This is a genomic window from Amantichitinum ursilacus (assembly GCF_001294205.1).
Lineage (GTDB): Bacteria > Pseudomonadota > Gammaproteobacteria > Burkholderiales > Chitinibacteraceae > Amantichitinum > Amantichitinum ursilacus.
On the sequence record NZ_LAQT01000002.1, the window covers coordinates 219,785 to 243,432 of the forward strand.

At 59.9% G+C, this 23,648-nt stretch carries 20 protein-coding genes and 1 pseudogene; 16 read left to right on the forward strand and 5 right to left on the reverse strand.

The annotated features are described in order from the left end of the window. The 6 genes and pseudogenes from WG78_RS03355 (at position 1) to WG78_RS03375 (ending at position 6,363) form a co-directional block, all read left to right on the forward strand. Positions 1-825, forward strand: coding sequence for a universal stress protein (locus tag WG78_RS03355; RefSeq protein WP_053936367.1), 825 nt, complete (start codon positions 1-3; stop codon positions 823-825). A gap of 51 nt (positions 826-876) precedes the next feature. Continuing rightward, on the forward strand, positions 877-1,491 hold the full coding sequence (locus WG78_RS03360; protein WP_053936368.1) for a PEP-CTERM sorting domain-containing protein: 615 nt from the start codon (positions 877-879) through the stop codon (positions 1,489-1,491). Positions 1,492-1,646: 155 nt separating this feature from the next. Then, positions 1,647-2,564: an ABC transporter substrate-binding protein gene (locus WG78_RS03365; protein ID WP_053936369.1), complete on the forward strand. Its 918-nt coding sequence runs from the start codon at positions 1,647-1,649 to the stop codon at positions 2,562-2,564. Positions 2,565-3,159: 595 nt separating this feature from the next. Continuing rightward, positions 3,160-3,477 (forward strand): c-type cytochrome, encoded by a 318-nt coding sequence (locus WG78_RS03370; protein WP_053936370.1) that lies wholly within the window; start codon positions 3,160-3,162, stop codon positions 3,475-3,477. 207 nt (positions 3,478-3,684) lie between these two features. Continuing rightward, positions 3,685-3,735: pseudogene (locus WG78_RS23350) on the forward strand (twin-arginine translocation signal domain-containing protein); the annotation flags it as partial. Positions 3,736-3,807: 72 nt separating this feature from the next. After that, the gene (locus WG78_RS03375) at positions 3,808-6,363 is read left to right on the forward strand and encodes a molybdopterin-dependent oxidoreductase (protein WP_236691971.1); all 2,556 of its coding nucleotides are present in this window, start codon (positions 3,808-3,810) and stop codon (positions 6,361-6,363) included. Between the two features lie 102 nt (positions 6,364-6,465). Here the strand turns inward: WG78_RS03375 and WG78_RS03380 are convergent, their stop codons facing one another. Next, the gene (locus tag WG78_RS03380) at positions 6,466-7,107 is read right to left on the reverse strand and encodes a TetR/AcrR family transcriptional regulator (RefSeq protein WP_053936372.1); all 642 of its coding nucleotides are present in this window, start codon (positions 7,105-7,107) and stop codon (positions 6,466-6,468) included. Between the two features lie 92 nt (positions 7,108-7,199). Between WG78_RS03380 and WG78_RS03385 the strand changes: the two genes are divergently transcribed. From WG78_RS03385 to WG78_RS03395, 3 genes are all read left to right on the forward strand, one after another. After that, a complete protein-coding gene (locus WG78_RS03385; protein ID WP_053936373.1) occupies positions 7,200-7,865 on the forward strand; it encodes an O-methyltransferase in 666 nt (221 codons plus the stop codon). Between the two features lie 68 nt (positions 7,866-7,933). Further along, entirely contained in the window at positions 7,934-8,806 is an 873-nt protein-coding gene (locus WG78_RS03390; RefSeq protein WP_053936374.1) for an SDR family oxidoreductase, read from the forward strand. 286 nt (positions 8,807-9,092) lie between these two features. Further along, complete coding sequence (locus WG78_RS03395) at positions 9,093-9,857, forward strand: C1 family peptidase (RefSeq protein ID WP_053936375.1); 765 nt, start codon at positions 9,093-9,095, stop codon at positions 9,855-9,857. A gap of 25 nt (positions 9,858-9,882) precedes the next feature. Here the strand turns inward: WG78_RS03395 and rtcR are convergent, their stop codons facing one another. Continuing rightward, positions 9,883-11,469, reverse strand: a complete 1,587-nt coding sequence (gene rtcR / locus WG78_RS03400; protein ID WP_053936376.1) for an RNA repair transcriptional activator RtcR — start codon at positions 11,467-11,469, stop codon at positions 9,883-9,885. A 208-nt stretch (positions 11,470-11,677) separates the two neighbouring features. On the opposite strand from rtcR, the gene WG78_RS03405 reads away from it, so the two are divergent. The 3 genes from WG78_RS03405 (at position 11,678) to rtcA (ending at position 16,150) form a co-directional block, all read left to right on the forward strand. Beyond that, a complete protein-coding gene (locus tag WG78_RS03405) occupies positions 11,678-13,240 on the forward strand; it encodes a vWA domain-containing protein (RefSeq protein WP_053936377.1) in 1,563 nt (520 codons plus the stop codon). Between the two features lie 538 nt (positions 13,241-13,778). Continuing rightward, positions 13,779-14,999 (forward strand): RtcB family protein, encoded by a 1,221-nt coding sequence (locus tag WG78_RS03410; protein ID WP_053936378.1) that lies wholly within the window; start codon positions 13,779-13,781, stop codon positions 14,997-14,999. A gap of 122 nt (positions 15,000-15,121) precedes the next feature. Continuing rightward, positions 15,122-16,150 (forward strand): RNA 3'-terminal phosphate cyclase, encoded by a 1,029-nt coding sequence (gene rtcA / locus WG78_RS03415; RefSeq protein ID WP_053936379.1) that lies wholly within the window; start codon positions 15,122-15,124, stop codon positions 16,148-16,150. A gap of 3 nt (positions 16,151-16,153) precedes the next feature. Here the strand turns inward: rtcA and WG78_RS03420 are convergent, their stop codons facing one another. Further along, positions 16,154-16,441, reverse strand: coding sequence for a helix-hairpin-helix domain-containing protein (locus WG78_RS03420; RefSeq protein ID WP_053936380.1), 288 nt, complete (start codon positions 16,439-16,441; stop codon positions 16,154-16,156). A 154-nt stretch (positions 16,442-16,595) separates the two neighbouring features. Between WG78_RS03420 and WG78_RS03425 the strand changes: the two genes are divergently transcribed. The 3 genes from WG78_RS03425 (at position 16,596) to WG78_RS03435 (ending at position 18,924) form a co-directional block, all read left to right on the forward strand. After that, positions 16,596-17,066: an NUDIX hydrolase gene (locus tag WG78_RS03425; protein ID WP_053936381.1), complete on the forward strand. Its 471-nt coding sequence runs from the start codon at positions 16,596-16,598 to the stop codon at positions 17,064-17,066. Between the two features lie 114 nt (positions 17,067-17,180). Continuing rightward, positions 17,181-17,795: a PEP-CTERM sorting domain-containing protein gene (locus WG78_RS03430; RefSeq protein WP_083458746.1), complete on the forward strand. Its 615-nt coding sequence runs from the start codon at positions 17,181-17,183 to the stop codon at positions 17,793-17,795. Positions 17,796-17,910: 115 nt separating this feature from the next. Further along, positions 17,911-18,924 (forward strand): purine-nucleoside phosphorylase, encoded by a 1,014-nt coding sequence (locus WG78_RS03435; RefSeq protein ID WP_201782352.1) that lies wholly within the window; start codon positions 17,911-17,913, stop codon positions 18,922-18,924. A 36-nt stretch (positions 18,925-18,960) separates the two neighbouring features. Here WG78_RS03435 and WG78_RS03440 read toward each other — a convergent pair whose 3' ends face one another. Beyond that, positions 18,961-20,721, reverse strand: coding sequence for a T6SS phospholipase effector Tle1-like catalytic domain-containing protein (locus WG78_RS03440; RefSeq protein WP_053936384.1), 1,761 nt, complete (start codon positions 20,719-20,721; stop codon positions 18,961-18,963). A gap of 148 nt (positions 20,722-20,869) precedes the next feature. On the opposite strand from WG78_RS03440, the gene WG78_RS03445 reads away from it, so the two are divergent. Continuing rightward, on the forward strand, positions 20,870-21,988 hold the full coding sequence (locus tag WG78_RS03445) for an AbrB family transcriptional regulator (RefSeq protein ID WP_053936385.1): 1,119 nt from the start codon (positions 20,870-20,872) through the stop codon (positions 21,986-21,988). On the opposite strand, the gene WG78_RS03450 is transcribed toward WG78_RS03445, so the two are convergent. Next, a complete protein-coding gene (locus WG78_RS03450) occupies positions 21,985-23,553 on the reverse strand; it encodes a methyl-accepting chemotaxis protein (RefSeq protein ID WP_083458747.1) in 1,569 nt (522 codons plus the stop codon). The genes WG78_RS03445 and WG78_RS03450 overlap by 4 nt on opposite strands. Between the last annotated feature and the right edge of the window lie 95 nt (positions 23,554-23,648).

A 23,648-nucleotide genomic window follows, 5' to 3' on the forward strand; every position in this document is an offset into this window, starting at 1 on the left:
ATGACTTATACGTCGATCATGGTTCATCTGGCCGCAGGCCAGGACAATGCAGCGCTTTTGCAAGCCGCCGCTTCACTGGCCCGGCATTTTCCAGCCCGGTTGATCGGGCTGGTAACCGGCGTCAACCCGGTGGCTGTCATGGGCGGCCAAACAGTGGATGTACAGCCGTCTGCTCAAAAGAAAGCGTGGCTGGAGCAGCAGTTCGCCGCCTTGCAGGCGCAAATGGCCGCCCACACCGGGCTAGCCGCAGACCAGATGGAGCTGCGCTGCAATCACGAAGCGGTGCCGGCGCTGGAGTGGATTTGTCGCGAGTCCCGTGCAGCGGATTTGCTGATCTGTGCAGCGCCCAATCCCCGTAGCGTAGCCGCATTGGACCTGCCGCCGGGCGAACTGGCGATGCACGCCGGTCGGCCGGTTCTGATGGTCCCGCCCACGGTCTGCGAAATTGCGGTCAACCGGATCATGATTTGCTGGCAAGACAAACCCGAGGCGCGGCGGATTATTGCCAATGCCCTGCCGATTTTGTTGCTGGCCAATACCGTTACCGTCGTCGAAGTCGCCACCGAAGCCGAGGAGAAAGACGCAAGAGACCGCCTGCGCACCGTGACCCATTGGCTCAGAACGCATGACGTACGGGCCGAATACAAGTTGGATCATAGCGGCGCGCCGCACGCACCCACCCTGCGCAAGCTGGCACTGGATGTGGGCGCCGACCTGGTGGTGGCGGGGCTATATGGGCACAGCCGCGCCCAGGAGTGGGCAGCCGGCGGAGTAAGTCGCGACTTTCTTTTGCGTTGTGAGCAGTGTGTGTTATTGGCGCATTGAGTGGCACACACGGGCGCACAGGGCAGACTTGACCAGTTCAGGGATCAAACCATGAATCGTTTTTCGCGCTACATGCTTTTTGCCGCCGCGCTGTGCCTCGCAGGCCCCGATGCGCGGGCGGCATTGATCTCATTGGACAAATTCGCCCACGTTCCGCAGCAGCCGTGGACCGGCGAGCCCTATATCTACAAAGGACTGGCGTTCAGTTTTAGTGCGATGGGTTATGGCCAGGCGGGCGTTGACGGCTATTTTGGATACACGATTGTCGTGGACGTGCTGGCAGGACCAGTGGTTTTTGGTGGTGTCAGTCTGAACACCCAGCCGCTTGATGAGTATCAGACGCCAACCGATGCGGTTAGCGTCACCGGGTATCGCGACGGTGTTGCAGTTGGCAACGCTCGATTTGCGTTGCCGCCTGATCGCACTTTCCGTTTTTACACTTCGCCCTTTCGTGCAGCCATCGACCGGCTGGAGTTTGTGGGCGGCGACCGATTTGGCACCCGTTATTCGTATTGGGCCATGAATGCGCTGGATATCAGCCCGGTGCCAGAGCCGCCGACCTATGCGATCGCCTTGGCGGGCCTGGCCATGCTGGCAATCAGCCGGCGCGCCCGCTCCCGTCCCAGGCATTTCAACGGCCAGCACGCAGCGCCACCGCTGGAATAGCAGGTCGCCGATATCTGGCCAAGTGGAGCGTTGGCCGCTTTGCCTGCCGCATCCGGCATTTGCATGGCGAATCGTGGCAGGAATGCTATTAAGTATTAGCAACTTCTGATTAATTTCTTTTCGCGCACTGTTGCAGCGAAAAACAAGGGCATCCTATGCACCGTTCCACCCGCGTCTGGTTTGCCCTGTTGCTGCTCTTTATCTTCCGTTCAAGTGCTGCGCAGTGCATCGGGGTGGTCACCGCTGGCGGCGGAAACCAGTTTTGGCAAGAAGTAGGGCGTGGCGCGAAATCTGCCGGCGCGCATCTGGGCGTCGACATTTATTTCCGCGGGCCGTTGGACGAAATGCACCCGGAAGCGCAGCACAAAATCATTGAAGCGGTCAGAAAACAGAATTGCCGCGCCATCGTCATCGCGCCAAGCAGCAGCGCCGTCAACGCACAAGTCGAGCAGTTCAGACAGCAGGGCATCCCTGCGGTATATATCGACCGCGATCCCGGTGGCGCCGCAATTCAGGCCTTTGTCGGTACTGATAACTTTAAAGCTGGCACTCGGGCGGGTTTGATCATGGCGGACAAACTGCACGGTCGCGGCACGGTCCTGCTGTTTCGTATGCAAGACGAGGTTGCGTCCACCCGTGACCGTGAACGCGGATTTCTTGAAGCTGCACGCGCGAGCGGGCTTCGCGTCATCGTGGGGCCCTACATAGGTTCAGATATCGGGGCGGCCAGGGTGAGGGCGGCCAATCTGCTTTCGTCGCTGGCCGAGCCGGTCAATGGTGTGTTCACCCCGAATGAGTCCGTCACCTTGGCGGTGCTCTCCGCCCTGCGCGGCGAGGCTGGATTGCTGGCACGCCACGAGTTGGTCTTTATCGGCTTCGATATCAACGATGAACTGACACGAGCCGTTATCCGTGGTCAGATTTCCGCGTTATTTGTTCAGCATCCGTGGCTTATCGGTTATCAGGGGGTCATCGCCGCTTACCATGCGGCCGCAAACGATCCAGCGTCGCCGATGGTCCGTGTCGATACCGGCGTGAACGTCATTTATCGGTCAGACCTCATCCCGCACTGACCCCATGACGGGCAGCGATGTCGTGGGCGATTGTTTGAAGCGAGAGCCCGCCCGCCGGGTGATTGGATTCTCGGAATGATCAACTCGGTTCTGCACCCAGCGTGATTCCATCTGTATGAGATATTTCGCAAAGGTGCTATCAGTTTGCTGCGCGTCAATTCAGGCGTAACGCCTGGCGCAGATATTCAAGTCCCTTCACGAGCAAGAAGCGGGCTTCAAACATGGCACCCTCCAGAAGACAGTTTCTAACGGCAGCCGGCGCCACCAAGGTGGTGAGGGCGTTTGGTCGCACAGGTCGCGGCGATTATAGTTGGGTCAATTCCGCTACCACTGGCCGTCCAGGCATTGGATTGAGTCAGGCCGCTGTAGCAGATACCTGTCTGGCATCGTTGCGTATATGCGAGAACGCCGACGGTCCACCTCAGGCGTTCGAGCCACGGAAAATTACCCGCAAAGCCGTCAAATTCGACGCCAGATTCTACGGCCTTGATCGGTCATGGGCGCTGCGGCAAATAGAGACAGCCAATTTGGAAAATGCCAGGCATTAACACGAACAACAATTTTTCAGATGTTTTTTTATTTGAGGATATACATCATGTTCAAAAACGCATTTACATTGGTTTCGGCAGCGTCGTTGTTTTTGACGAGCTACAGTTTCGCCGCCACGCCGGCGGAAATCGCCAAGGCGAATAACTGCCTTGCCTGTCACAGTGTCGATCAAAAAATTGTCGGCCCGTCGTACAAGGAAGTGGCCGCCAAATACAAAGGCAATAAAAAAGCCGAAGCTTTATTGATCGCCAAAGTTAAAAATGGTGGCTCGGGCAGCTTTGGCCCCATGCCGATGCCACCAAATCCGCAGGTCTCGGATGCTGATCTGAAAACGCTGGTGAAGTGGATTCTGGCGCAGAAATAAATTGGCAAAAGCCAGCCCGGCGCTGCGTATTTAATACGGCAGGCCGGGCTTTTGATTTGACCGGATATTCTGATATTAACGCCGTTGCGGAAACAGCGTACGCAATAGAGAAAATTCGCAAAGCGCTAGCCAACTTGCGCCACATCAATGGATTTGTGAGGTCGTGCACGGATATTCAGGTCCTTCTTCACGTAGAGGGCGCACAGCATGACGATCTCCAGAAGGCATTTTCTAACTGCAGCAGGGGCGACCGGGGCGGCGGGTTTGTTCAGCCTGGGGCCGGTCTCAAGTGCATTGGCCAAAGCCATGGGGGGCCAGCTTCAGAACAGCATGGCTCACTTCACGGGCAAGGTGATGCACGCTTCACATTACGGCCCGTTTGTGGCAACGGTCAAAAACGGCAGAATCGAAAAGATAGATCCCACGCGCTTTGATGCGCGCCCCACCGAAATGCTCACCATGGGCATTCTGGCCCGCACCTATGACAAAACCCGCATCGCGGGGCCCATGGTGCGCAAGTCTTATCTGGAAGGCATTAGCGGCGACCGCAAAACTGAGCTGCGTGGCCGCGAAGAATTTGTGCAGGTTTCCTGGGAAGTGGCTTTGGGCCTGACCGCCAAAGCGATCCTCGATACGATTGAAAAACATGGCAATGAGGCCGTCTTTAGCAGTTCTTATGATGGTTGGTCACACGGCGGTATTTTCCGCGCCAATGTATTGCAGGGCCGGTTCTTTAATCTGTTAGGCGGGTGTTCCATTACCACCGGCGACTATTCAGGCGGCGCCGCACAAATTGCCATGCCGTATGTAATTGGCGATATGGAAATCTATTCCGCGCAAACGGCCTGGCAACAAGTGCGTGATAATACCGAAGTATTTGTTTTTGTTGGCTGTGACCCCAACAAGAATAACCGCATTGAATACACCACTGCGGATCATGAAATGTTTGACCACTGGGATGAAATCAAAAAAGCCGGTGTTAAATTTATTTCGATCAATCCGCAATTCACCACCACTGACGACAAGATGGGTTCGGAGTGGGTCCGCATTATTCCAAATACCGATACCGCCTTGTTTCTGGCGATGAGCTACGAGCTGTATATCACCGGTAAATACAATAAAGCGTTTATCGAAAAATACACTGTCGGTTTTGATCGCTTCCTTGCCTATCTGGTGGGTAAAGACGCTGACGGCACGCCCGCCAAGACCGCGGAATGGGCCGCGAAAATCACCGGGATTCCCGCCGAAAAAATCCGTGAAATGGCGCATCTGTTTGCATCAAAACGCACTCAGTTTGCAGGCTCCTGGTCTATTCAACGCGCCCATCATGGCGAGATGCCGTATTGGGCCATTATCAATTTCGCGTGCATGTTGGGCAGCATCGGCTTGCCGGGCCAAGGCGTTGGCTTTAGCTGGCATTACGGCGGCGGCGGTACCGCGCAATCGGGTGCAACGGGTCCGCTGGGGATATCGCAAGGGCGTAATGCGGTGAAGAAGATTTGTCCGGCATCGCGCATTACCGAGATGATCAATAACCCGGGCAAGGCATTTACCTATAACGGCAGCCATTACACCTATCCGCTGACCAAAATGATCTTTAATGCCGGCAACAACTTTATGTCGCATCAGCAGAACCTGCACGAGCTGATCAAGGCATTGCCCAAGGTCGATACCATCGTGGTGCAGGATTGCTGGTGGTGCGCGTCCGCGCGTTGGGCCGATATTGTGCTGCCGTCTACCACGCCGCTGGAGCGTAATGATATTTCCTCGGGTGGCACCTATAGCATCGACAAGATTTTTGCGATGAAGCAGGTGATCGCGCCCGTGGGCGATACGCTGGATGACTTCGAAATCTTTCGGCGCCTGGCCGTCCTGTGCGGCGTGGAGATGGGCTTTACCGAAGGCAAAACCCAGATGGATTACGTCAAGCTGGCCTATGCCGGGAGCTCGGCCGCAGCCACCACGCCGTTCGAAAAATTCTGGGCCGATGGCGTGGCGCTGATGAAGGTGCCGCCGGAAGCGCAACGTTGGGTTAGACACGGCGATTTTCGTACCGACCCGGTCAAACACCCGCTGCATACGGCGTCCGGTAAGGTCGAAATGTATTGCGCCGCCATCGACAAAATGGGCCTCGCAGATTGCCCGCCGATGCCCAAATTTCTGGAACCGGAAGAATATCTCGGCAATGCCAAACCCGGCCAATTGCATGTGGTTAGCCCGCATCCGTTTTATCGCGTGCATTCGCAAATGGATAACGCCGAGCCACTGCGCAAGCTTTACACCGTGCAAGGCCGCGAGCCCTTGGTGATCAACCGGCAAGATGCGCAGGCGCGCGGCATTGAGGATGGCGATATTGTTGAACTGTATAACGAGCGCGGCACGATCGTGGTGGGCGCGCGGCTTTCCGACAAGATCATGCCTGGCGTGGTCAGCATTCAGGAAGGCGCATGGCCACAACTCGATCGCAAAGGGCGCTGCAATAACGGCTTGATCAACTTTATTACCAACAGCCGCCCAGCCAGTGGATTAAGCCAGGCCACCGTAGCCGACACCTGCCTGGCGTCGCTGCGCAAATGTCTGGATCCCGAAGGCCCCACCCAAGCCTTTGAGCCGCCCGCCATCATTCGCAGAAAGGTCAAGTTCGACCCCAAATTTTATGGGTTGGAACGCTCGTGGGCCTTGCGGCAAAAAGCCACTGCCGATATGTCGCCCGGCGAAAAGATCTTTTACCAACGCTGCACCGTGTGTCACGGTCCGCGCGATCCGGCTCAGTTTAACCAGAAGCAATGGCTCGGCATCACGCAAAGCATGTTTCCGCGCGCGGGGCTAAACAAGGACGAGCAAAAGCTGGTGCTCGACTTCCTGTACGAAAACGCCAAGCAATAAGCGCTGGCTGCAACCCGGGCAAGCGCGGCCTTTGCCGCCGCGCTTGCCCGTTTTTATGGTTGCCGCCTTGCCGCTCCGGGCTTAAGCAGCACGTGAACGACCTCAATCCGTCTGGCGGCAACCCAGTCTGACCAGATACGCCACAAACATATCCGCCATCGCATCCGCATACGCCACAATCTCCGCCTGCGTGCGTGGGCTGCTGGAAAACGCCTTGCCGACCGCGCTCAAGGTCGTATTCAGCAAATCTCCCGCCAACGCCCGAGTGCTGTCCGAGCCATCCGGCAACGCCTCGCGCATAAACGTCAGCACAATATCTTCGCCGCTGGCCCGCACCGCTTGGGTCTCGGGCGCGTCGCGGTAGAGCGGGGCGCTATCGCTCAGCGCCACACGCATTTCCGCTTCATCACATTCTGATTTGATAAACGCATGCACCAGCGTGCGCACACGCTGCAACGGCGCTTGGGCCGGATTTTGCAATATTGAGCGCAGCATTTCGGTGGTCTGTTGCCACTCATCGCTCTGCAGCCGGAACAGGATCGCCGCCTTGTTCGGAAAGTATTGATAGACCGATCCGACACTGACACCTGCCTTCTCCGCGACGCGCGCAGTGGTAAAACGCGCCGCGCCTTCTCGCGCCAGAACCTGAATAGCGGCGGTGAGAATCGCGTCGACCAGTTCGGTGGAACGTGCCTGTTTTGGCTGTTTTCTTGAGTTGAGCGGGGTGGTTTTGCGGTCGGTCATGGGCTTGGGGAATGCGAATAGTAAAACGCGAATAATTCGTCGTATTCTAACTCCACCGTAACACGCCACTCAATCCCTGACTGGAGCACTCCATGAACACCTTGCTTAGCGCGCCCGTCGCGCCACTGCTTAAAAAGCTGTATGACCAGGCGGATGCCAGCGGCATGGCCATGAACTTTGCCATCGCGGAACTCAGCGACGAATTGCTGACCCGACTGATGCGCAGCAAAACCGAGTACACCGATTTTTATACGCGGCTCAAGGAAGTGCCGCTGGCCGTGTCGCGCGAAACCGGCCAGTTGCTGTACATGTTGGCGCGGCATAGCCGGGCGCAAACCATCGTCGAGTTTGGCACGTCATTTGGTATTTCCACGCTGCACCTGGCTGCGGCATTACGCGACAACGGCGGCGGCAAGCTGATCACCACCGAATTCGAGCCGAGCAAAGTGGCGCAGGCGCAAGCCAATATCAATGCTGCGAGCCTGGCCGATCTGGTGGAAATCCGCGCGGGTGATGCGCTGCAAACGCTGGCCGTCAACCTGCCCGACCGCATTGATGTGCTATTGCTGGATGGCGCGAAAGCGCTCTACCCCGAGGTACTGGCTTTGCTGGAACAGCGTCTGCGCCCCGGCGCGTTGGTGATTGCCGATGACGCCGATTACAGCCCCGACTATCTGGCGCACGTGCGCAATCGTGCGGCTGGCTATTTGTCGATGCTGCTGGGCGACGACGTTGAGCTCTCCATCCGCCTGGCCTGAACGCGTCTTCTGATCGTTCATCGCTTCCTGAAAACACCAAATAACATCCCCTCACACGGAGCAACACCATGCATGTATTCGTAACGGGCGCGACCGGCTGGGTCGGCCACACCGTCGTAGAAGATTTGCTGCAAGCGGGCCACGCAGTGACTGGCCTGGTGCGCAGCGCCGACAAGGCTGCCGCGCTCTCCGCCAAAGGCGCGCACGTGCTGCAAGGCACGCTGGATGATCTGGATATCTTGCGCCAGGGCGCCAGCGCCGCCGACGCGGTGGTGCATACCGCGTTTAACCACGATTTCTCGAAATTCTTGCAAAACGTCGAGCAAGACCGTATCGCCATCGAGGCCCTCGGCAGCGCGCTGCTGGGGACTCAAAAACCGTTGCTGGTCACGTCGGGCCTGGCGCGATTGGCGCCGGGCCGGTTGGCACTCGAAACCGATGTGCCCGACGCCAATTTCGCGCGCAAATCCGAAGCCGCCGCGCGCGCTCTGGCGGCCAGTGGAGTCCGCGCCGCCACAGTGCGGCTGGCCCCCAGTGTGCACGGTCTGGGCGACCACGGTTTTGTGCCGATCCTGATCAAGCTGGCGCGAGAAAAAGGCGTTTCGGCTTATATCGGCGACGGGCAGAATCGCTGGGCTGGCGTGCATCGCACCGACGCCGCCCAGGTTTACCGCCTGGCGCTGGAAAGCGGCGTGACCGAGGCGGCCTACCACGCGGTGGCCGACGAGTCGGTACCGTTCAAGGCTATCGCCGAAGTGATTGGTCGCCAGTTGGGCCTGCCGGTCGAATCGCGCGAACGTGAGCACTTTGGTTGGTTCGCCGACTTCGCCGGCATGGACATGGCGGCCAGCGCTGCGCACACGCGTCAGGTGCTGGGCTGGAGTCCCACCGGGCCGGCTCTGCTCAGCGATCTGGACCAGCCGGGCTATTACGCCGGCTAATTTAATAGCAACATGGCGGGCCCTTTCTTGAAGCCAGGACAGGGCCCGCACGCGTTTCCCGGCCTGTGTTTATCAATCGTGCTTCTATCCAGCGGCCCCGCGAGGTAGCGCGTCGCAGGTCTGTGGCACGCCTCACCCGATACAGATTCCTGCCGGTGCAGTGCAGCAAGCCGCCGCCGCATGTGCTAATTCCTATACAGACGCCCGCACAAAAAACCTATCCGTCAGCCGCAGGTGCGCTTCCGTTTTTTCTGGTTATTTCCGCTCATTACCAAGGACAGCCTCCATGCTAAAAACCGCCCGCTACGGTTGGATTCCCGATTTACCCGATCATCGAGACCACTTTTACGCGGCGCCGCCGTCGCATCTGACCGCGTTGCCCGCCAGCATCGATTTGCGCGGCCAGTGCCCGCCGGTGTACGACCAGGGCCAGCTAGGCAGTTGCACCGCCAATGGCATCGCCGGAGCCATCCAGTTCGATCGCAAAAAGCAGGGCGCCAGCAACGACTTTGTGCCGTCGCGCTTGTTTATCTATTACAACGAACGCGTGATCGAGCATTCCGTGGCGTCCGACAACGGCGCGCAAATCCGCGATGGCATCAAGAGCGTGGCCAAGCAGGGCGATTGCCCGGAAACCGAATGGCCCTATGTGGTCAGCAAATTTGCCGACAAACCATCCGCCAAGTGCTACACCGACGCCCTCAAATACAAAGCCGTGCAATACCAGCGCGTGCAACAAACCTTGGCGCAAATTAAAGGCTGCCTGGCCGAAGGCTACCCGGTGGTGGTCGGCTTTACCGTGTACGAGAGCTTTGAGAGTGACGCCGTCGCCAAGGACGGCGTGGTGCCCATGCCCACCAGCAGCGAAACCGTCATCGGCGGTCATTGCGTGTTGCTGGTGGGTTATGACGATGCCGATTCCACTTTCTGGTTCCGCAATTCCTGGGGCGATGCCTGGGGGCTGCAGGGCTACGGCAAGATGCCGTATGCCTATATGGTCGACACCAGTTTGTCTTCGGATTTCTGGACCATCCGCACGATTGCGGCGTAAGCGCAGCAGGCAGGGCGGGCTGCGTTCAGTCCCGCAAATCCGCCCATGCCAGCTCAAAACGCGCCAGATACTTGCGCAGGCGATCAGCATCGTTGGGCTGCTTTTTGCCTTCGCGCGATACGGCAAACAGCATGCGGCCCGCCTCGGACAAACTGCTGGCCCGGCGACACACGCGCACCACAGCTTCCAGCTGCGCACGGTCAAACAGGTCCAGCTGTGCGCTGCGTTCACCGAGCAAATCATCGAGCTCGGAAGCGCCGGCCGCGCTGCCCCAGCCATGCTGCAGCCGCGCAATTTCCTGCGCCACATTCTGCTCATCAATCCGGCCCGCATCGGCCAATGTGGCCATACGCGTTACCGATGCGCTCAGCTCGCGGAAATTGCCAGACCAGCGCGCCTGGGCGGAGGTGGCAAAATCCAGATAGCGGCGACGCGCTTCCACGTTAAAGCGCACTTGCTCGCCGTGCTCCCGCGCAAAGCGCGCCAGTTCGAAATCGAGGTTAGGTTCGATGTCTTCGGAGCGACCGGCCAGACCGGGCAATTCATAAGTCCACAAATTAATCCGCGCATATAAATCCTCGCGGAATTTGCCTTCGGCCACCCAGCGGCGCAAATCTCGATGCGTGCCCGCAATCAACTGAAAATCGCTTTCAACTTCGCGATCACCACCAAACGGAAAGAAGCGTTTTTCTTCAATGGCCTTGAGTAACATCGCTTGCTCATCCAGGCCCAATTCGCCGATCTCATCGAGAAACAACAAGCCGCCATCGGCTGCCCGCAGCAAGCCTGGGCGTTCGGTTTGCGCGCCGGTAAAAGCGCCTTTAACGTGGCCAAATAAAGCCGACATCGCACTATCGCCGCGCAAGGTGGCGCAATTAACTTCCACAAAACGGCCGCTGATTTGATGGCGCGCTTTTTTTAATTCATACACTTTGCGCGCCAGAAACGATTTGCCCGCGCCTGTCGGCCCCACCATCAAGATCGGCGCTTTGGAGCGCCCGGCAACATGCTCGATCTGCTCGATCACCCGATTGAAATGCGCATTGCGCGTGGCAATGCCGGACTTTAAAAACGACACCGTCTCGGCCGCATCGCGCTTGAAACGCTGCGCAATCTTGTTATAGCGCGACAAATCCAGATCGATGATGGTGTAGCTACCCGCGGCATTGCCGGTTTCGGCTTTGCGCGGCGGCGATGTCTGGATTAACCGGCCCGGCAAATAACGCGCTTCGGCCAGCAGAAACCAGCAAATTTGCGCCACGTGCGTGCCGGTGGTGATGTGGATCAGGTAGTCCTCGTTCTCGGTATCAAATGGGTAATCGTGGGCGAAATCATGCAGCGCGCTGTACACCTCCTCAAAATCCCAGGGATTACGCAGGTTGATTTCTACGCGACGGGTTTCGGTTTCGGGCGAAACGCTATGTAAATCGTTGCAGGTGCGCTCGGCCAGCCCGCGGCTGCGCTCGTCATGCAGTAATTCCAGCCGGTGCACGATCAGATCTTCTTGCTGACCCAGGCTGATGGTCGGCCGCCATTTCTCCCAGCGCTGACTACCGCGCCCGACATGGTCGAGCACGGTGCCGATAAAGCCAATGACGACGGTCTTGCGCATAGGGTTTATCCAGAAAGATAAAAAACTAGCTCAAAGTATATATAAATCACCGAGCGACTGGCCAGATTGGGTGCAATGAGTGGTGAGGTTTCCAATATTAATCCATTAAAAAACAATGATATAAATTAATTTATCGGGAGGTGGTCAGGCCTTGGCACGCCGATTGCAAAGTAGCTGGCATCAAAACGAAATCGCTGTGAGTACTGAAATGGCCAACCTGCAATTGTTCAACGCGCTGACTGCCAGCCTGCCGCAGACCAATACGCTCAACCGGAGCAACGCCGCGGCTTATGCCTATAAGCCAGAACACAAACTGGCGCAGTTGGTGATGACCGGTTGCCTGAACCAGACCTTCTATGCACAGGCCGAATTGCAACTGGCGGACGTGCTGACGTTGTGTGCTGGACTGGATGCGCGTTTTATCGCACAAGCTGCCATATATGGTCGTCAGCGTGGCCACATGAAAGACATGCCCGCGCTACTGCTGGCGGTGCTTTCACGCAAAGACGCGGCGCTGTTTGCGCAGGTGTTCGATCAGGTCATCGATAACGGCAAGATGTTGCGCAACTTTGTGCAGATCATGCGCAGCGGGGCCACCGGGCGTAAGTCGTTGGGCTCGCGTCCCAAGAAGGCAGTGCAGGCGTGGCTGAACCGTGCCACCGAAGCGCAATTGTTAAGCGCAAGCATCGGCAGCGCGCCCTCGCTGGCGGACGTCATCAAGATGGTCCACCCCAAGCCGCAAGAAGCCTGGCGCGAGGCGTTTTTTGCCTGGGTATTGGGCCAATCTTGTAATCGCGCGGCGCTGCCACCGCTGACCCAGCAATTGCTGGCCTTTCGCGCCGATACCGCGCTGGAGATGCCGAACGTGCCGTTCCAGTTATTGACCAGCTCGGCCCTGAATAGCGCGCAATGGGGGCGACTGGCCGAACGTATGGGCTGGCAAGCGTTGCGCATGAATCTGAACACGCTGGCACGGCAGGGCGTCTTTGTGCAGCCCGGCATGATCGACATGGTTGCGGCGCGCCTGGCGGACCCGGAACTCGTCGCGGCGGCGCGGGTTTATCCCTATCAGTTGCTGGCCGCATGGCGTATGACCGGGGGTGAGATTCCGGCGCAAATCAAAAACGCTTTGCAGGATGCGCTGGAAATCGCGTTGCGCAATGTGCCCGCGCTGCAAGGCCATGTGGTGGTGTGTCCGGATGTTTCGGGATCGATGTCGAGCCCGGTCACCGGTTGGCGGCCCGGCGCGACCACGGCGGTACGTTGCATTGATGTCGCCGCCTTGATGGCAGCGGCGGTGCTGCGCCAGTGCCCGCAAGCACGTGTTTTGCCATTTGAAACCAAGGTGGTGCAAGTGCGGCTGAATGCCCGCGATAGCGTGCTGACCAATGCCGAAAAACTGGCCGCAATCGGCGGCGGCGGAACGCGTTGTTCGGCTCCGCTGGCGCAGTTGGTTAAAGAAAAGGCCGTGGTCGATACCGTCATCCTGGTGTCGGATAACGAATCGTGGATTGATGCGCGCCGTCATGGCGCCACCGAGACCCTGCAACAGTGGCAGCAGATTAAACACCGCAATCCGCAAGCGCGCTTGATCTGCATCGATATGCAACCGTACGGGACGACGCAAGCGCAAGAAAGCCCGGACATCCTGAATGTGGGAGGCTTTGGCGACGCGGTGTTTGATGTGGTGGCGCAGTTTGCGGCGGGCAGTTTTGGTGCCGGGCACTGGGTCAACGCGATCAAGCGGACCCGCCTGGCCGGGGACGCCTGAAGTTGAGTAATCCGGCACGAATGTAAGACGGGTCTACATCTCCGAACCTTGCTGGAAGGTAATCCAGCCCGCACTGCGGTGCGCGCTGACTCGCTTGTTTTGTCGTGCCACTGTTTTATCCGCGCTGCTTGCGGCGTGGCCAGGTTTTTCGGCGAATGCGAACGGAACTACATCCTCTAACGATCGAGATACGGGTTCAAATCCCGTCGGCTCCAGCACTGTGGGGCCGTAGTTCAACGGTAGAACACGCCAACGTTTCGTTCATTTTGTCGCCGATCCTTTTGACCGGGTTTTGCGGTGAATGCGGTTGGAACTACATCGGGTAGAGCGCTCGCGGCAACGCGGGAGGCGCAGGTTCAAGTCCTGCTGAGTGCATCGACTGATAGATGCGCAAGATAGCTCAGTGCTTTTCTGTTTCAACGTCTTTGTCATCGCACCGTTTTTTAACCATCCATAAACATCATTTAAATGGCCCCGTCGTTAAACTGGACGGCGGGGCCGGGGGCCAGCAAAGGCCACATTAAAACGAGAGATAACAATGAGCACCAACGATTATCAAGTGCTGCAAGTCAGCGGCGGTAAGCCCATCAAACTGTGGACCAACGGCGTGCCGGTGGAAGACGCCGCGCAAAAGCAGCTGTTCCAGACCTCAAAAATGCCGTTTATTTTTGATCACATTGCAGTGATGCCGGATGTCCATCTGGGTAAGGGTTCGACCATCGGTAGCGTTATTCCCACCCAGGGCGCGATCATCCCGGCGGCGGTGGGCGTGGATATCGGCTGCGGAATGATGGCGGCGTGCACCACGCTGACGGCCAAAGACCTGCCCGATAACCTGGCGGGGTTGCGTAGCGCCATCGAAAAAGCGGTGCCGCACGGACGTACGCCGGGCGCGCGCGATAAAGGCGCGTGGTCCACGCCGCCCGAAACCGTCGATAGCATGTGGGCCGATTTGTTGCCCGGTTTCAAGCGTATTACCGATAAATATCCGCGCCTTAAAAACACCAACAACTACAAGCATCTAGGCACCTTGGGTACGGGTAACCACTTTATTGAGGTATGCCTGGATGAGGCGGACCGCGTGTGGTTCATGTTGCATAGCGGGTCGCGCGGGGTAGGTAACGCCATCGGCAACTTGTTTATCGAACTGGCGCAGGCCGATATGCGTCAGCACATCGCCAATCTGCCGGATAAGGACCTGGCGTATTTCGAAGAAGGCAGCGAGCACTTTGATGATTACGTCGAGGCCGTCGGTTGGGCGCAGGACTACGCACGCCGTAACCGCGCCGTGATGATGCAGAACGTGATCGACGCGGCGCGCACCGTGATTACCAAGCCGTTTGACGCCAGCATGGAAGCGGTAAATTGCCACCACAACTATGTGCAGAAAGAAAAGCACTTCGGCGCCGAAATTCTGGTCACGCGTAAAGGCGCGGTGTCGGCGCAAAAAGGGCAGTTGGGCATCATTCCGGGTTCGATGGGCGCCAAAAGTTTTATCGTGCGCGGGCTGGGTAACGAAGAGGCGTTCTGCTCGTGCAGCCATGGCGCAGGTCGCACCATGAGCCGTAACGAAGCCAGACGTCGCTTTACCGTGGACGACCAGATCAAAGCCACGCAACACGTTGAATGCCGCAAGGATAGCGATGTGATCGATGAAATTCCGATGGCGTACAAGGATATCGACGCGGTGATGCAAGCCCAGAACAGTCTGGTGGAAGTCGTGCACACATTGCGGCAAGTGGTGTGCGTCAAAGGATAAACGCGGTGGGCAAGGCTGCCTTGCTACAGCTTGCCCGGAGGCCATGATTAACGTTTTATCAGATCCGATCGCCCCGGCCATAGGCGCTTGCCAAGGCGGGGCAACATACAAAAGCAAAGCCAATGACAACAACAAAAACTGAATATCTGGAGCTGGATGGCTCCGTGGGCGAAGGCGGTGGGCAGATTCTGCGTACCGCGCTCACTTTATCGATGCTGACCGGCACGCCGATCCGCATCAGCAAAATCCGGGCAGGACGGCAGAAGCCGGGCTTGTTGCGCCAGCATCTCACCGCAGTGCAGGCGGCCGCGGCGATTTGTGGGGCGACGGTGGAAGGGGCCACGCCCGGATCGCAAGCGCTGACGTTTGCGCCTGGCCCGATACGCGGCGGCGATTATCGCTTTGCCATCGGTAGCGCGGGCAGTTGCACGCTGGTGCTGCAGACGGTGCTGCCGGCCTTGTGGTTTGCCGATGCGCCTGCACGCATTTGCGTGAGCGGCGGCACGCATAACCCTAAAGCGCCGCCCGCAGATTTTCTGATTGATGCATGGCTGCCGCTACTGCAGCGCATGGGCGTGCAGACGCAGATCGAGTTGGTGCGGCATGGGTTTTATCCGGCCGGTGGCGGCGAGGTGGTGGCGCACACGCAGCCGGTGCCTGCTTTGCAGCCGCTCGACTTGTCGACGCGTGGCGCGCACGTCGCCCTCAATGCCGTGGCCATGGTGGCGGGCGTGCCGGTGAGCGTTGCGCTGCGCGAGGTGGAATGCCTACGTGCGCGCTTGCCCGAGGTGACGGCTGCACACCGCGAGTTGTCAGATCGGATGGGGCCAGGCAATGCGGTGCTGGTGCGCGTACAGCACGAAAATGTCACCGAGCTATTTACCGGCTTCGGCGAAAAAGGCATCGCCGCTGAACGCGTGGCCGACCGCGTGGCGCAAGAAGCTTTGGGCTATCTGCGCCAGGACGCCGCAGTGGGCGAATATCTGGCCGACCAGTTGTTATTGCCGCTGGCGCTGGCGCGCGGCGGCACGGTGACGACCACGCATGCATCCAGCCATCTGACCACTAACGCGCAAGTGATCGAGAAATTTCTGGATGTCAGCATCCAGATTGAGCCCGAGCGGGGCGGCTATCGCATCACCGTCGCTTGATGGCTACACCGCATAACGCTGCTTGCGCTCCGCCGTATACGCCCACCAAGCCTGCGGTTCCGCGCCATCCATAAAGCGGGTCACCGAGATAAACGTATCGATCATGCATGGGTCATGGCGCGTGGCCGTGGCCGCGCACAGTTCGTCGTACAACGCGTACGGATCGCGGCCGCGCAGTTGCTCAGGCTTGTCGATGCCCAGCAAACGCAAATCTGCGGCGACCGCCGGGCCGACGTTGGGCAGATCAGTCAGTGTTTGCAGACGGCTGCGATTTACTTTGCTGGGGTGCATGGGCGGTTCCGGCGGCTTGCTGGTCAGATGCCATTAGCATAGCGCGGCCCACTGTCTGCGTTCCACTGGCCCGCGCGCCACGTGGCGTTTAGCAGGCGGTGCTGGCGCAATGCCTGTGGCATAGTCGCCATCCGGACCCACCCAACGAGCCTTTATGCGCCGCCCCTTATCTGTCCATGTCTTTCTGGTCTGCCAGCACGAGCAGCAATTGCAATATCTGATTTTGCATCGCAAACCGCGGCCGGAGCTGGATTTGCCCGCGTTCCATCAAGGCGTTTCTGGCGCGTTGGAACACGGCGAGCAGTTTGCCGATGCGGCCTTGCGTGAGGTGCGCGAGGAAACCGGTTACGCGCTGGACGAAGTATGGCCGACTGGCTATGCCCACGCGTTTGCGATCAAACCGCAATGGCGCGCGCACTACGGGCCGGGGCCGCAGCAAGTGGAAGAACACGTGTTTGTGGGTGATGTCACCGGCCGTGGCAATCCGGTGTTATCGGAGGAGCATGGCGCTTGGCAATGGCTGACGTTGCAGCAGGCACTGTCGTTGCTGGATTACGGCCATGTCCGCGAATGTCTGCTGCAGGCCGACCAATTCCTCAGCACGCAACGTGTGCCCACTGCCTGACGCATCCCCGCATTTGCTGCACCGCACGGCAGCCTGAATTGTACTTTCTCCGATACGACGGTTGCAGACAGTTAAAGTAAGCAATAGTGTTTGAATTCGTCAGGAGTAAAGGTCATGAGCAGATGCACACATTGGCTGGTACGGCTGCTGTGGTTGTCGTTGTTAATGGTCAGCACGCGGGCGATGGCCGGGCAGGTGCCACGGCAGATCAGCTTTACTTTCTTCGAGCACTTTATTAATTGCTGCCATGTGCCGGCGCCGAATCCGTCGTGGCAAGAAACCTTTGTCTCCAGCGACCCCGCCGTCGATATTCCTGCGGTGACCACCTTTGATGGCGTGGCGCGGTTTTCTTTTGATGTACAGCAAAACGACATCGTTATTCGTTTTCTCGGCGACGCGCATGACTGGCCGGTGGCTGATCAGCAATATCCCTTTATCGTGTTGTGGGGCTTGGGCTATTACAACGACATCAGCGTGACCACCAACCTGGTCGACGCGGGCAAAGACTGGATTCTGTTCAACCGCGACCCGGGTTATATGGGCATTGGTTGGGGCGGCACCACGCAGGCCGGTGACTATATCGACATCCGCTTGTTGCCCGTCCCGGAGCCAGAAACGTGGGCGCTGCTGGGTGTGGGTGTAGTGGGTTTGCTGGCGGCGCGCGGTCGGCGTAACCGTGCGATGCGGCGGCAGGCCCAGGCAGAATGGACGAGCGCCGCGATATCGTAGTTGGCAGGGCGCGGTTTCACGGCTTAAATGCCAGCATCATTCACTGCGCTCAGCCTTCAACATGCCAAACCGCCGTCTTACCCAAGCTCTTCGTCAAACCTTGCTCGCGGGTTTTTTGTCGTTAACCGTGCCGTTGGCCGCCCAGGCCGCAATGCCGAGCGCGCAGCACAGCACGCTGGCGCAGCCGGTCAAGGTGATGATCATTTCGATGTTCGGGCCGGAAGGCAAAGTGTGGCTGGACCATCTGGGCCCATGGCGCGCGGTGGCGGTGCCGGGCTTGTCGCCCGATTACCCCGAGGTGCATTGCAACGCGCAGCAAGTGTGTGTGATGACCACCGGCATGGGCCACACCAACGCGGCGGCGTCGTTGATGGCATTGACGTTCTCGGACCAGTTTGATCTGCGTCGCACTTACTTTCTGATTGCGGGCATTGCCGGCATCGACCCCGCGCAAGGCACGCTGGGCTCGGCGGCCTGGGCTAAATATCTGGTCGATTTCGGCATGCAATGGGAAATCGATGCGCGCGAGAAACCGGAAGACTGGCCCAGCGGCATGTTGGGCATCAACACGCATTCGCCGTCCGAAAAGCCGCCGCTGGACTATCGCACCGAGACATTTACCTTGAATGCCGCGCTGGCCGAACGCGCTTATACGTTGTCGCGCAACGTCAAACTGGCCGATAGCGCCGAGGCGCAAGCGGCGCGCAGCAAGTTTCCCGAAGCCCCCGCCAACCAGCCACCCAAGGTGATCCAGTGCGATACGCTGGCGGGCGATACCTGGTGGTCGGGCAAGTTGATTGGCGAGCGCGCCCGCGTGTGGACCAAACAGATGACCGATGGCAAAGGCACTTATTGCACCACGCAGCAGGAAGACAATGCCACCTACGAGGCCTTGAAGCGCGCCGCCAGCACCGGCCGCGTCGACCTGAACCGCGTGGCGGCGGTGCGTACGGGCTCGGACTTTGACCGTCCTTATCCGGGCCAGTCTGCGGCAGAAAACCTGCTGGATTACGCCAAACAAGGGGGCTTTGTCCCGGCCATCGATAATCTGTATCGCGCTGGCAATCCCCTGGTGCAGGACATCACCACGCGCTGGTCCGAATGGCGCAATGGCGTGCCGGCACAATAGCAACAAGGCGCGGCGTGCCGAAGACCGCCGCAGCGTTCAGGCGGTGGCCGTGGGGCGCGTCGGCGCGTTGGGGTGCAACCAACGCGCGGGCAACAGGCTGCCCGCGCCATATAAACCGATGCTGGCCAGCAGGCACACGCTCTTGATGCCGCCTGCAATCACGGATAGCGCCAGCCATAGATAATCCCAGCCTTGCGTTGGTACATGCGCGGCTAATGCGGTTAGCGGGATTTCGGCCACGGCGGCGAGGGCGGTGGCGGCGGGCAACCAGCCCAGCCATTGCCACATCGCGTATCCGCCGTCGCCGGGCTGGCGCAGTCCCAACCACAGGGTAAAGCCGCGCGTGCTCAGCCGCGCCAGCAAATAGGCGATGCACAGCAGGAGCAGCGGTTGTCCTAGCCAATGCCAGGTGGCGCTTTGCGCCAGCCAGCGGACGGGGTCGGCGCAGGGTAATAACAACGGCGTCCAGCTGCCAAATACGCCTTCGCTGCCGGGGCGATACGGCGTGCCGCCGGTTACGTACAGCAACAGCAAAGCCAGTACCGCCGCGATGATCAGCTTGGCGCGTGAGCGGCGGTGTTCCCAGATGCTATGGATTTCCGCGCCGAGCGGCAGCGGTTGCGGGATGACCTCAATCGGCACGCCTTGCGTGGTGCGCGGTTGCATATTGCGCGGCGTCATGCCCGCCAGCCCCCACCATGCGGTGGTGAACAGGGTGTCATGGCGCAGCCACGCGGCAGGCGGGCGTGCACGGCGCGCGGGCGTGGGCATACCGCAGGCGGCCAGCTCTTCGATCATCCAGGCGAGGGTGTAATCAGACAAGCCGGCCTCGGGCAGCGCATAGCTGCCGCCCACATCGCAATGCACGCCCGGAAACCAGCGTTGGCGCAAAGTGTGCTCGGGCGTCGTGATATCGCCGGGCTCGTCGTATAGCCGTGGCAGAAAGGTAAAGCGATGCTCATCCAGCGATAGCGCATGCCGCACGTGCCGAAAGCGTTTGCCCAGCACGGTGGGTGGGCTGGGGTTTTTTTGTGCCAGAAACGGAATCGCGCCCACGGATTCCACCGTATCCCACACGCCGATGAATTCGATCCACGCATCGCGGCTTTCACGCGTGGTGAAGTGGTCACGCACCTGGCGCGCCAGCGACTCGCGCGTGGGGGGCTCTTCCTGGCGTGCGGCGGCGGCAACGCCGGTAAGCCGCGCTGCAAACTTGCCGCGCCGCTCGGCCTGACGCAGGCGCCATTTCTGCACCAGGCCGGTAATCATGCCGCGCTCGCCGCCTGCGGGATGGGGCGCATTGGGCGCTGCGCCCGGGGCGGAGAAATAAATGTTCAGCAGCGTCGGCAACATCACATCGTGTTGCGCGCGCAATACGCCAAACAGATTGACCATGCCCGCAATGGCGCGCGCGGTAAACGCACCGCGGGAAAAGCCAAAGCAATAAATCTGATCACCCGGTTGCCAGTGCTGCATCAAAAAACGATAACCGTCGGCGATGTTGGCGTAGATGTCTTTGCCCAAGGCCAGTTGCAAGGTGCGATTGCAGGTGTCGCGCAGCCAGCCCGTCAAATCCACCGGGGGTGCGCCGCTCAGCGAACCGATGCCGGGGTCGTAATACAGCAGATAGGCCGGGTTGTCGGCTTGGGCCGTGGCAAAGCGTTCATACAGTTGCAGCACATTGGTGTCGCCATGATGCGCGGTCAGCGTGTTGTTGGTGCCGTCGCAAAACAGCATCAGATGGCGCGCGGGCGGCGGCAGGGCGGGGGCGTCCGTAACAGGGTCGAGATCAGGCATGGTGGGCTCCCGCTGGCGATATGGGCTGTCATCAGCGTAGACAGTGTGGCGCGCGCAGGCGGGCGCGCTGATAGCCGGTGGTATTGGCTGCGGCTTTATGCCACGATGCCCACGTTTACGAGGAAATCCTCACAAATCCGGAGCCTGCATGCCTACCTCATCCGATCACGCCATTGCCAGCGGCTTTGCCGGCCGCCCGCGCGCGGTGCAATGGCTGGCGCTGGTGCTGCTATCCATGCTGCTGGCGGGGGGATTGCTGCTGCTGCAACTGCCCGCTGCCTTGCTGTTGGGGCCATTGGTGGCGGGCATCATCATCAGCGTAGCCGGCGCAAAGCTGCAGGTGCCTGCTGCGGTGGGCGCGCTGTCACAGGCGCTGCTGGGCTGCATGATCGCGCACATGTTGCCGGGCTGGTCCGCCACCACTGCGCTGGCCGCGCACTGGCTGTTGTTTGTGCTGGGCGTGCTGGCGGTGATTGGCATCAGTGCGGCGTTGGGTTGGGCGCTTAGCCGGCTCGATATCCTGCCCGGCACCACAGCCTTATGGGGTCTAAGCCCCGGCGCCGCCACGGCGATGACCTTGATGGCCGAGGCCTATGGCGCCGACGTGCAGATGGTGGCGTTTATGCAATATGTGCGGGTGCTGCTGGTGGCGTTGATTGCTTCGCTGATCGCGCATAGCCTGGGTTTGAACGCCTCGCATGGATTGGCGGGCGGCGACTGGTGGGCGCCCGTGTCGTGGCTGGCGCTGGCGCAGACGCTGGCGGTTGCCGTGGTCGGCATCGTGCTGGCGCATGGGCTGCGCTGGCGCGTGGGTGCCTTGCTGCTGCCACTGATACTGGGCGCAGCCTTGTCGCAAACGGGCTGGGTGCATCTGGCGATGCCACCGTGGCTGATTGCCTTGCTGTATGCCGCGATTGGCTGGCGCATCGGCCTGCGCTTTACCTTGCCGCTGCTGCGCCATGTGGCGCGCGCGTTGCCGCGCGTATTGGCCAGTTCGCTGGCGCTGATTGCCGCGTGCGGCGGGCTGGGCATGTTGCTGGTGTGGTTTGACGGGGTCGATCCGCTGACGGCGTATCTGGCCACCAGTCCGGGCGGTGCCGATACCGCGGCGATTATCGCGGCGTCCACCTCTATCGACGTGCAGTTTGTGATGACGATGCAGATGGCGCGTTTGCTGGCGGTGCTGTTGCTGGGGCCGCCGTTGGTGCGTTTGCTGGCGGCACAGATCGAGCGGCGTCGCCACGCGCGCGCCGGTGCTGGCGCTTAAAACCGCAGGGTACCCAGTTGGCGTTGCAGATCAGTCGCAACGCCGGTGAGATGCTGCATGCCCTGCACCATACGGCTGGTGCCCTGCATGCTTTGCTGCGCACCTTGATCCACCCGTTCCAGCTGCGTACGCATCGCCGTACTGGCTTCGTCCTGCGCGCTGACGGCGTGGCTGATGGTGGTCATTTCGCTACTGACTTGCCCGGCGGCGTGGCTGATGCGGGCCAGCAAACCGGCCACGGTGCTGCCGTCATGACGACATTCCAGCACGCGTTGCGACGCAGCCTGCATTGCATCCAGCGTAACGCGGGTGCGGTCGCGGGTGGCATCCAGAATGCGGCGGATGTCCTGGGTGGATTCGCTGGTCATGCTGGACAACTTGCGCACTTCGTCGGCCACTACGGCAAAGCCGCGACCCGCCTCACCCGCGCGGGCTGCTTCGATGGCGGCATTCAGCGCCAGCAGATTGGTTTGCTGCGCGATCGCTTCAATGCCGCTGGCGGCGGCGACAATCTGGGCGATGGTGTCCGTCAGCGCGTGCAGGGCGACATCGGTGGCTTCGAATTCGGCGTTGAGCGCATCCAGCCGTTGCAGCGTGGCGTTGCCTGCGGCGTGGGCCTCGGCCACCGTGCTTTGGGTTTGGGCGGCGATGGCGCTGGCTTCCCGCGCCCGATCACCCACTTGCTGCGCCGTCTGTTGCAACACGCCGCTGCCCGCCACCATCTGCTGCAGCAAGGCGGTCTGCTGGCCCGAATCAGTATGGATGGCGTCGGCCAGCGTGGTCACTTCGGCGGCGTCCTGGCGCGAGGTTTCCGCGGCGGCGCGCGCTTGTTGCAGCGTGCGCGTCAGATGCTCCAGAAACTGGTTGAGCGCGCCGCCCAGATGGCCGATTTCATCTTCGCCGCGTGGCATACGGCTGGTCAGATCGCCTTGCTGCAATTGCGCGCTGACCCGCGCCATGGCGTGCAAGCGCCGCTGCAGCACTCGCCAGAACCACAACAAGCTGCCCATCAATACAAACGCGGTCAGCGCCAGCGGCGCCAGAATCTGCACCGACATGCGCCGGATATCACGATCAAATACCGCGGTGGCCTGTTCGCCCGCCTGGCTGGCCGCCTGGCTGATGCCATTGAGCGTTTGCAGCAGCGGTTCCAGTTCGTTATGCCAGGCTTGATCGGGTATGCCCAGCGCATCTTGCGGACTGGTGCCGGCGATCTTGACGGCGCTTTGATACTGGTTGAGAAAGTTGGCCCAGTGCCCGGCTAGCGCGGCTTGCAGCTGTTTTTGCTGCACGTCGTTCAAAGCCACCGCTTTGCTGGCCTGGCTGACGTCGTGTGCGGCTTGTTGCAGGGTTTTGTCGGCATCGGCGGCCAGGGGGTCCAGCCGTGACGCGGTCAGCATCACCGCGCGCATCTGGCCCAAGGCGGACACCGTGTGCTGCGCCTGGCGATAGCCATCAAAATCATGCGCCAGCGCATTGACCAGCGTACCAAACCAGATGCCCAGGCCCAGCAAGGCGAGGGCGGCGAAAGCACTGACAAGGCGTAATTGAGTGGCGAGTTTCATGACGGCAGGCAGGGCTGATGACGGCCGCGAATTTATGACATTGGAGTTTCAATTTCATGACGACGCGCACGCCGACGTCAGTTTGCGCACTATTT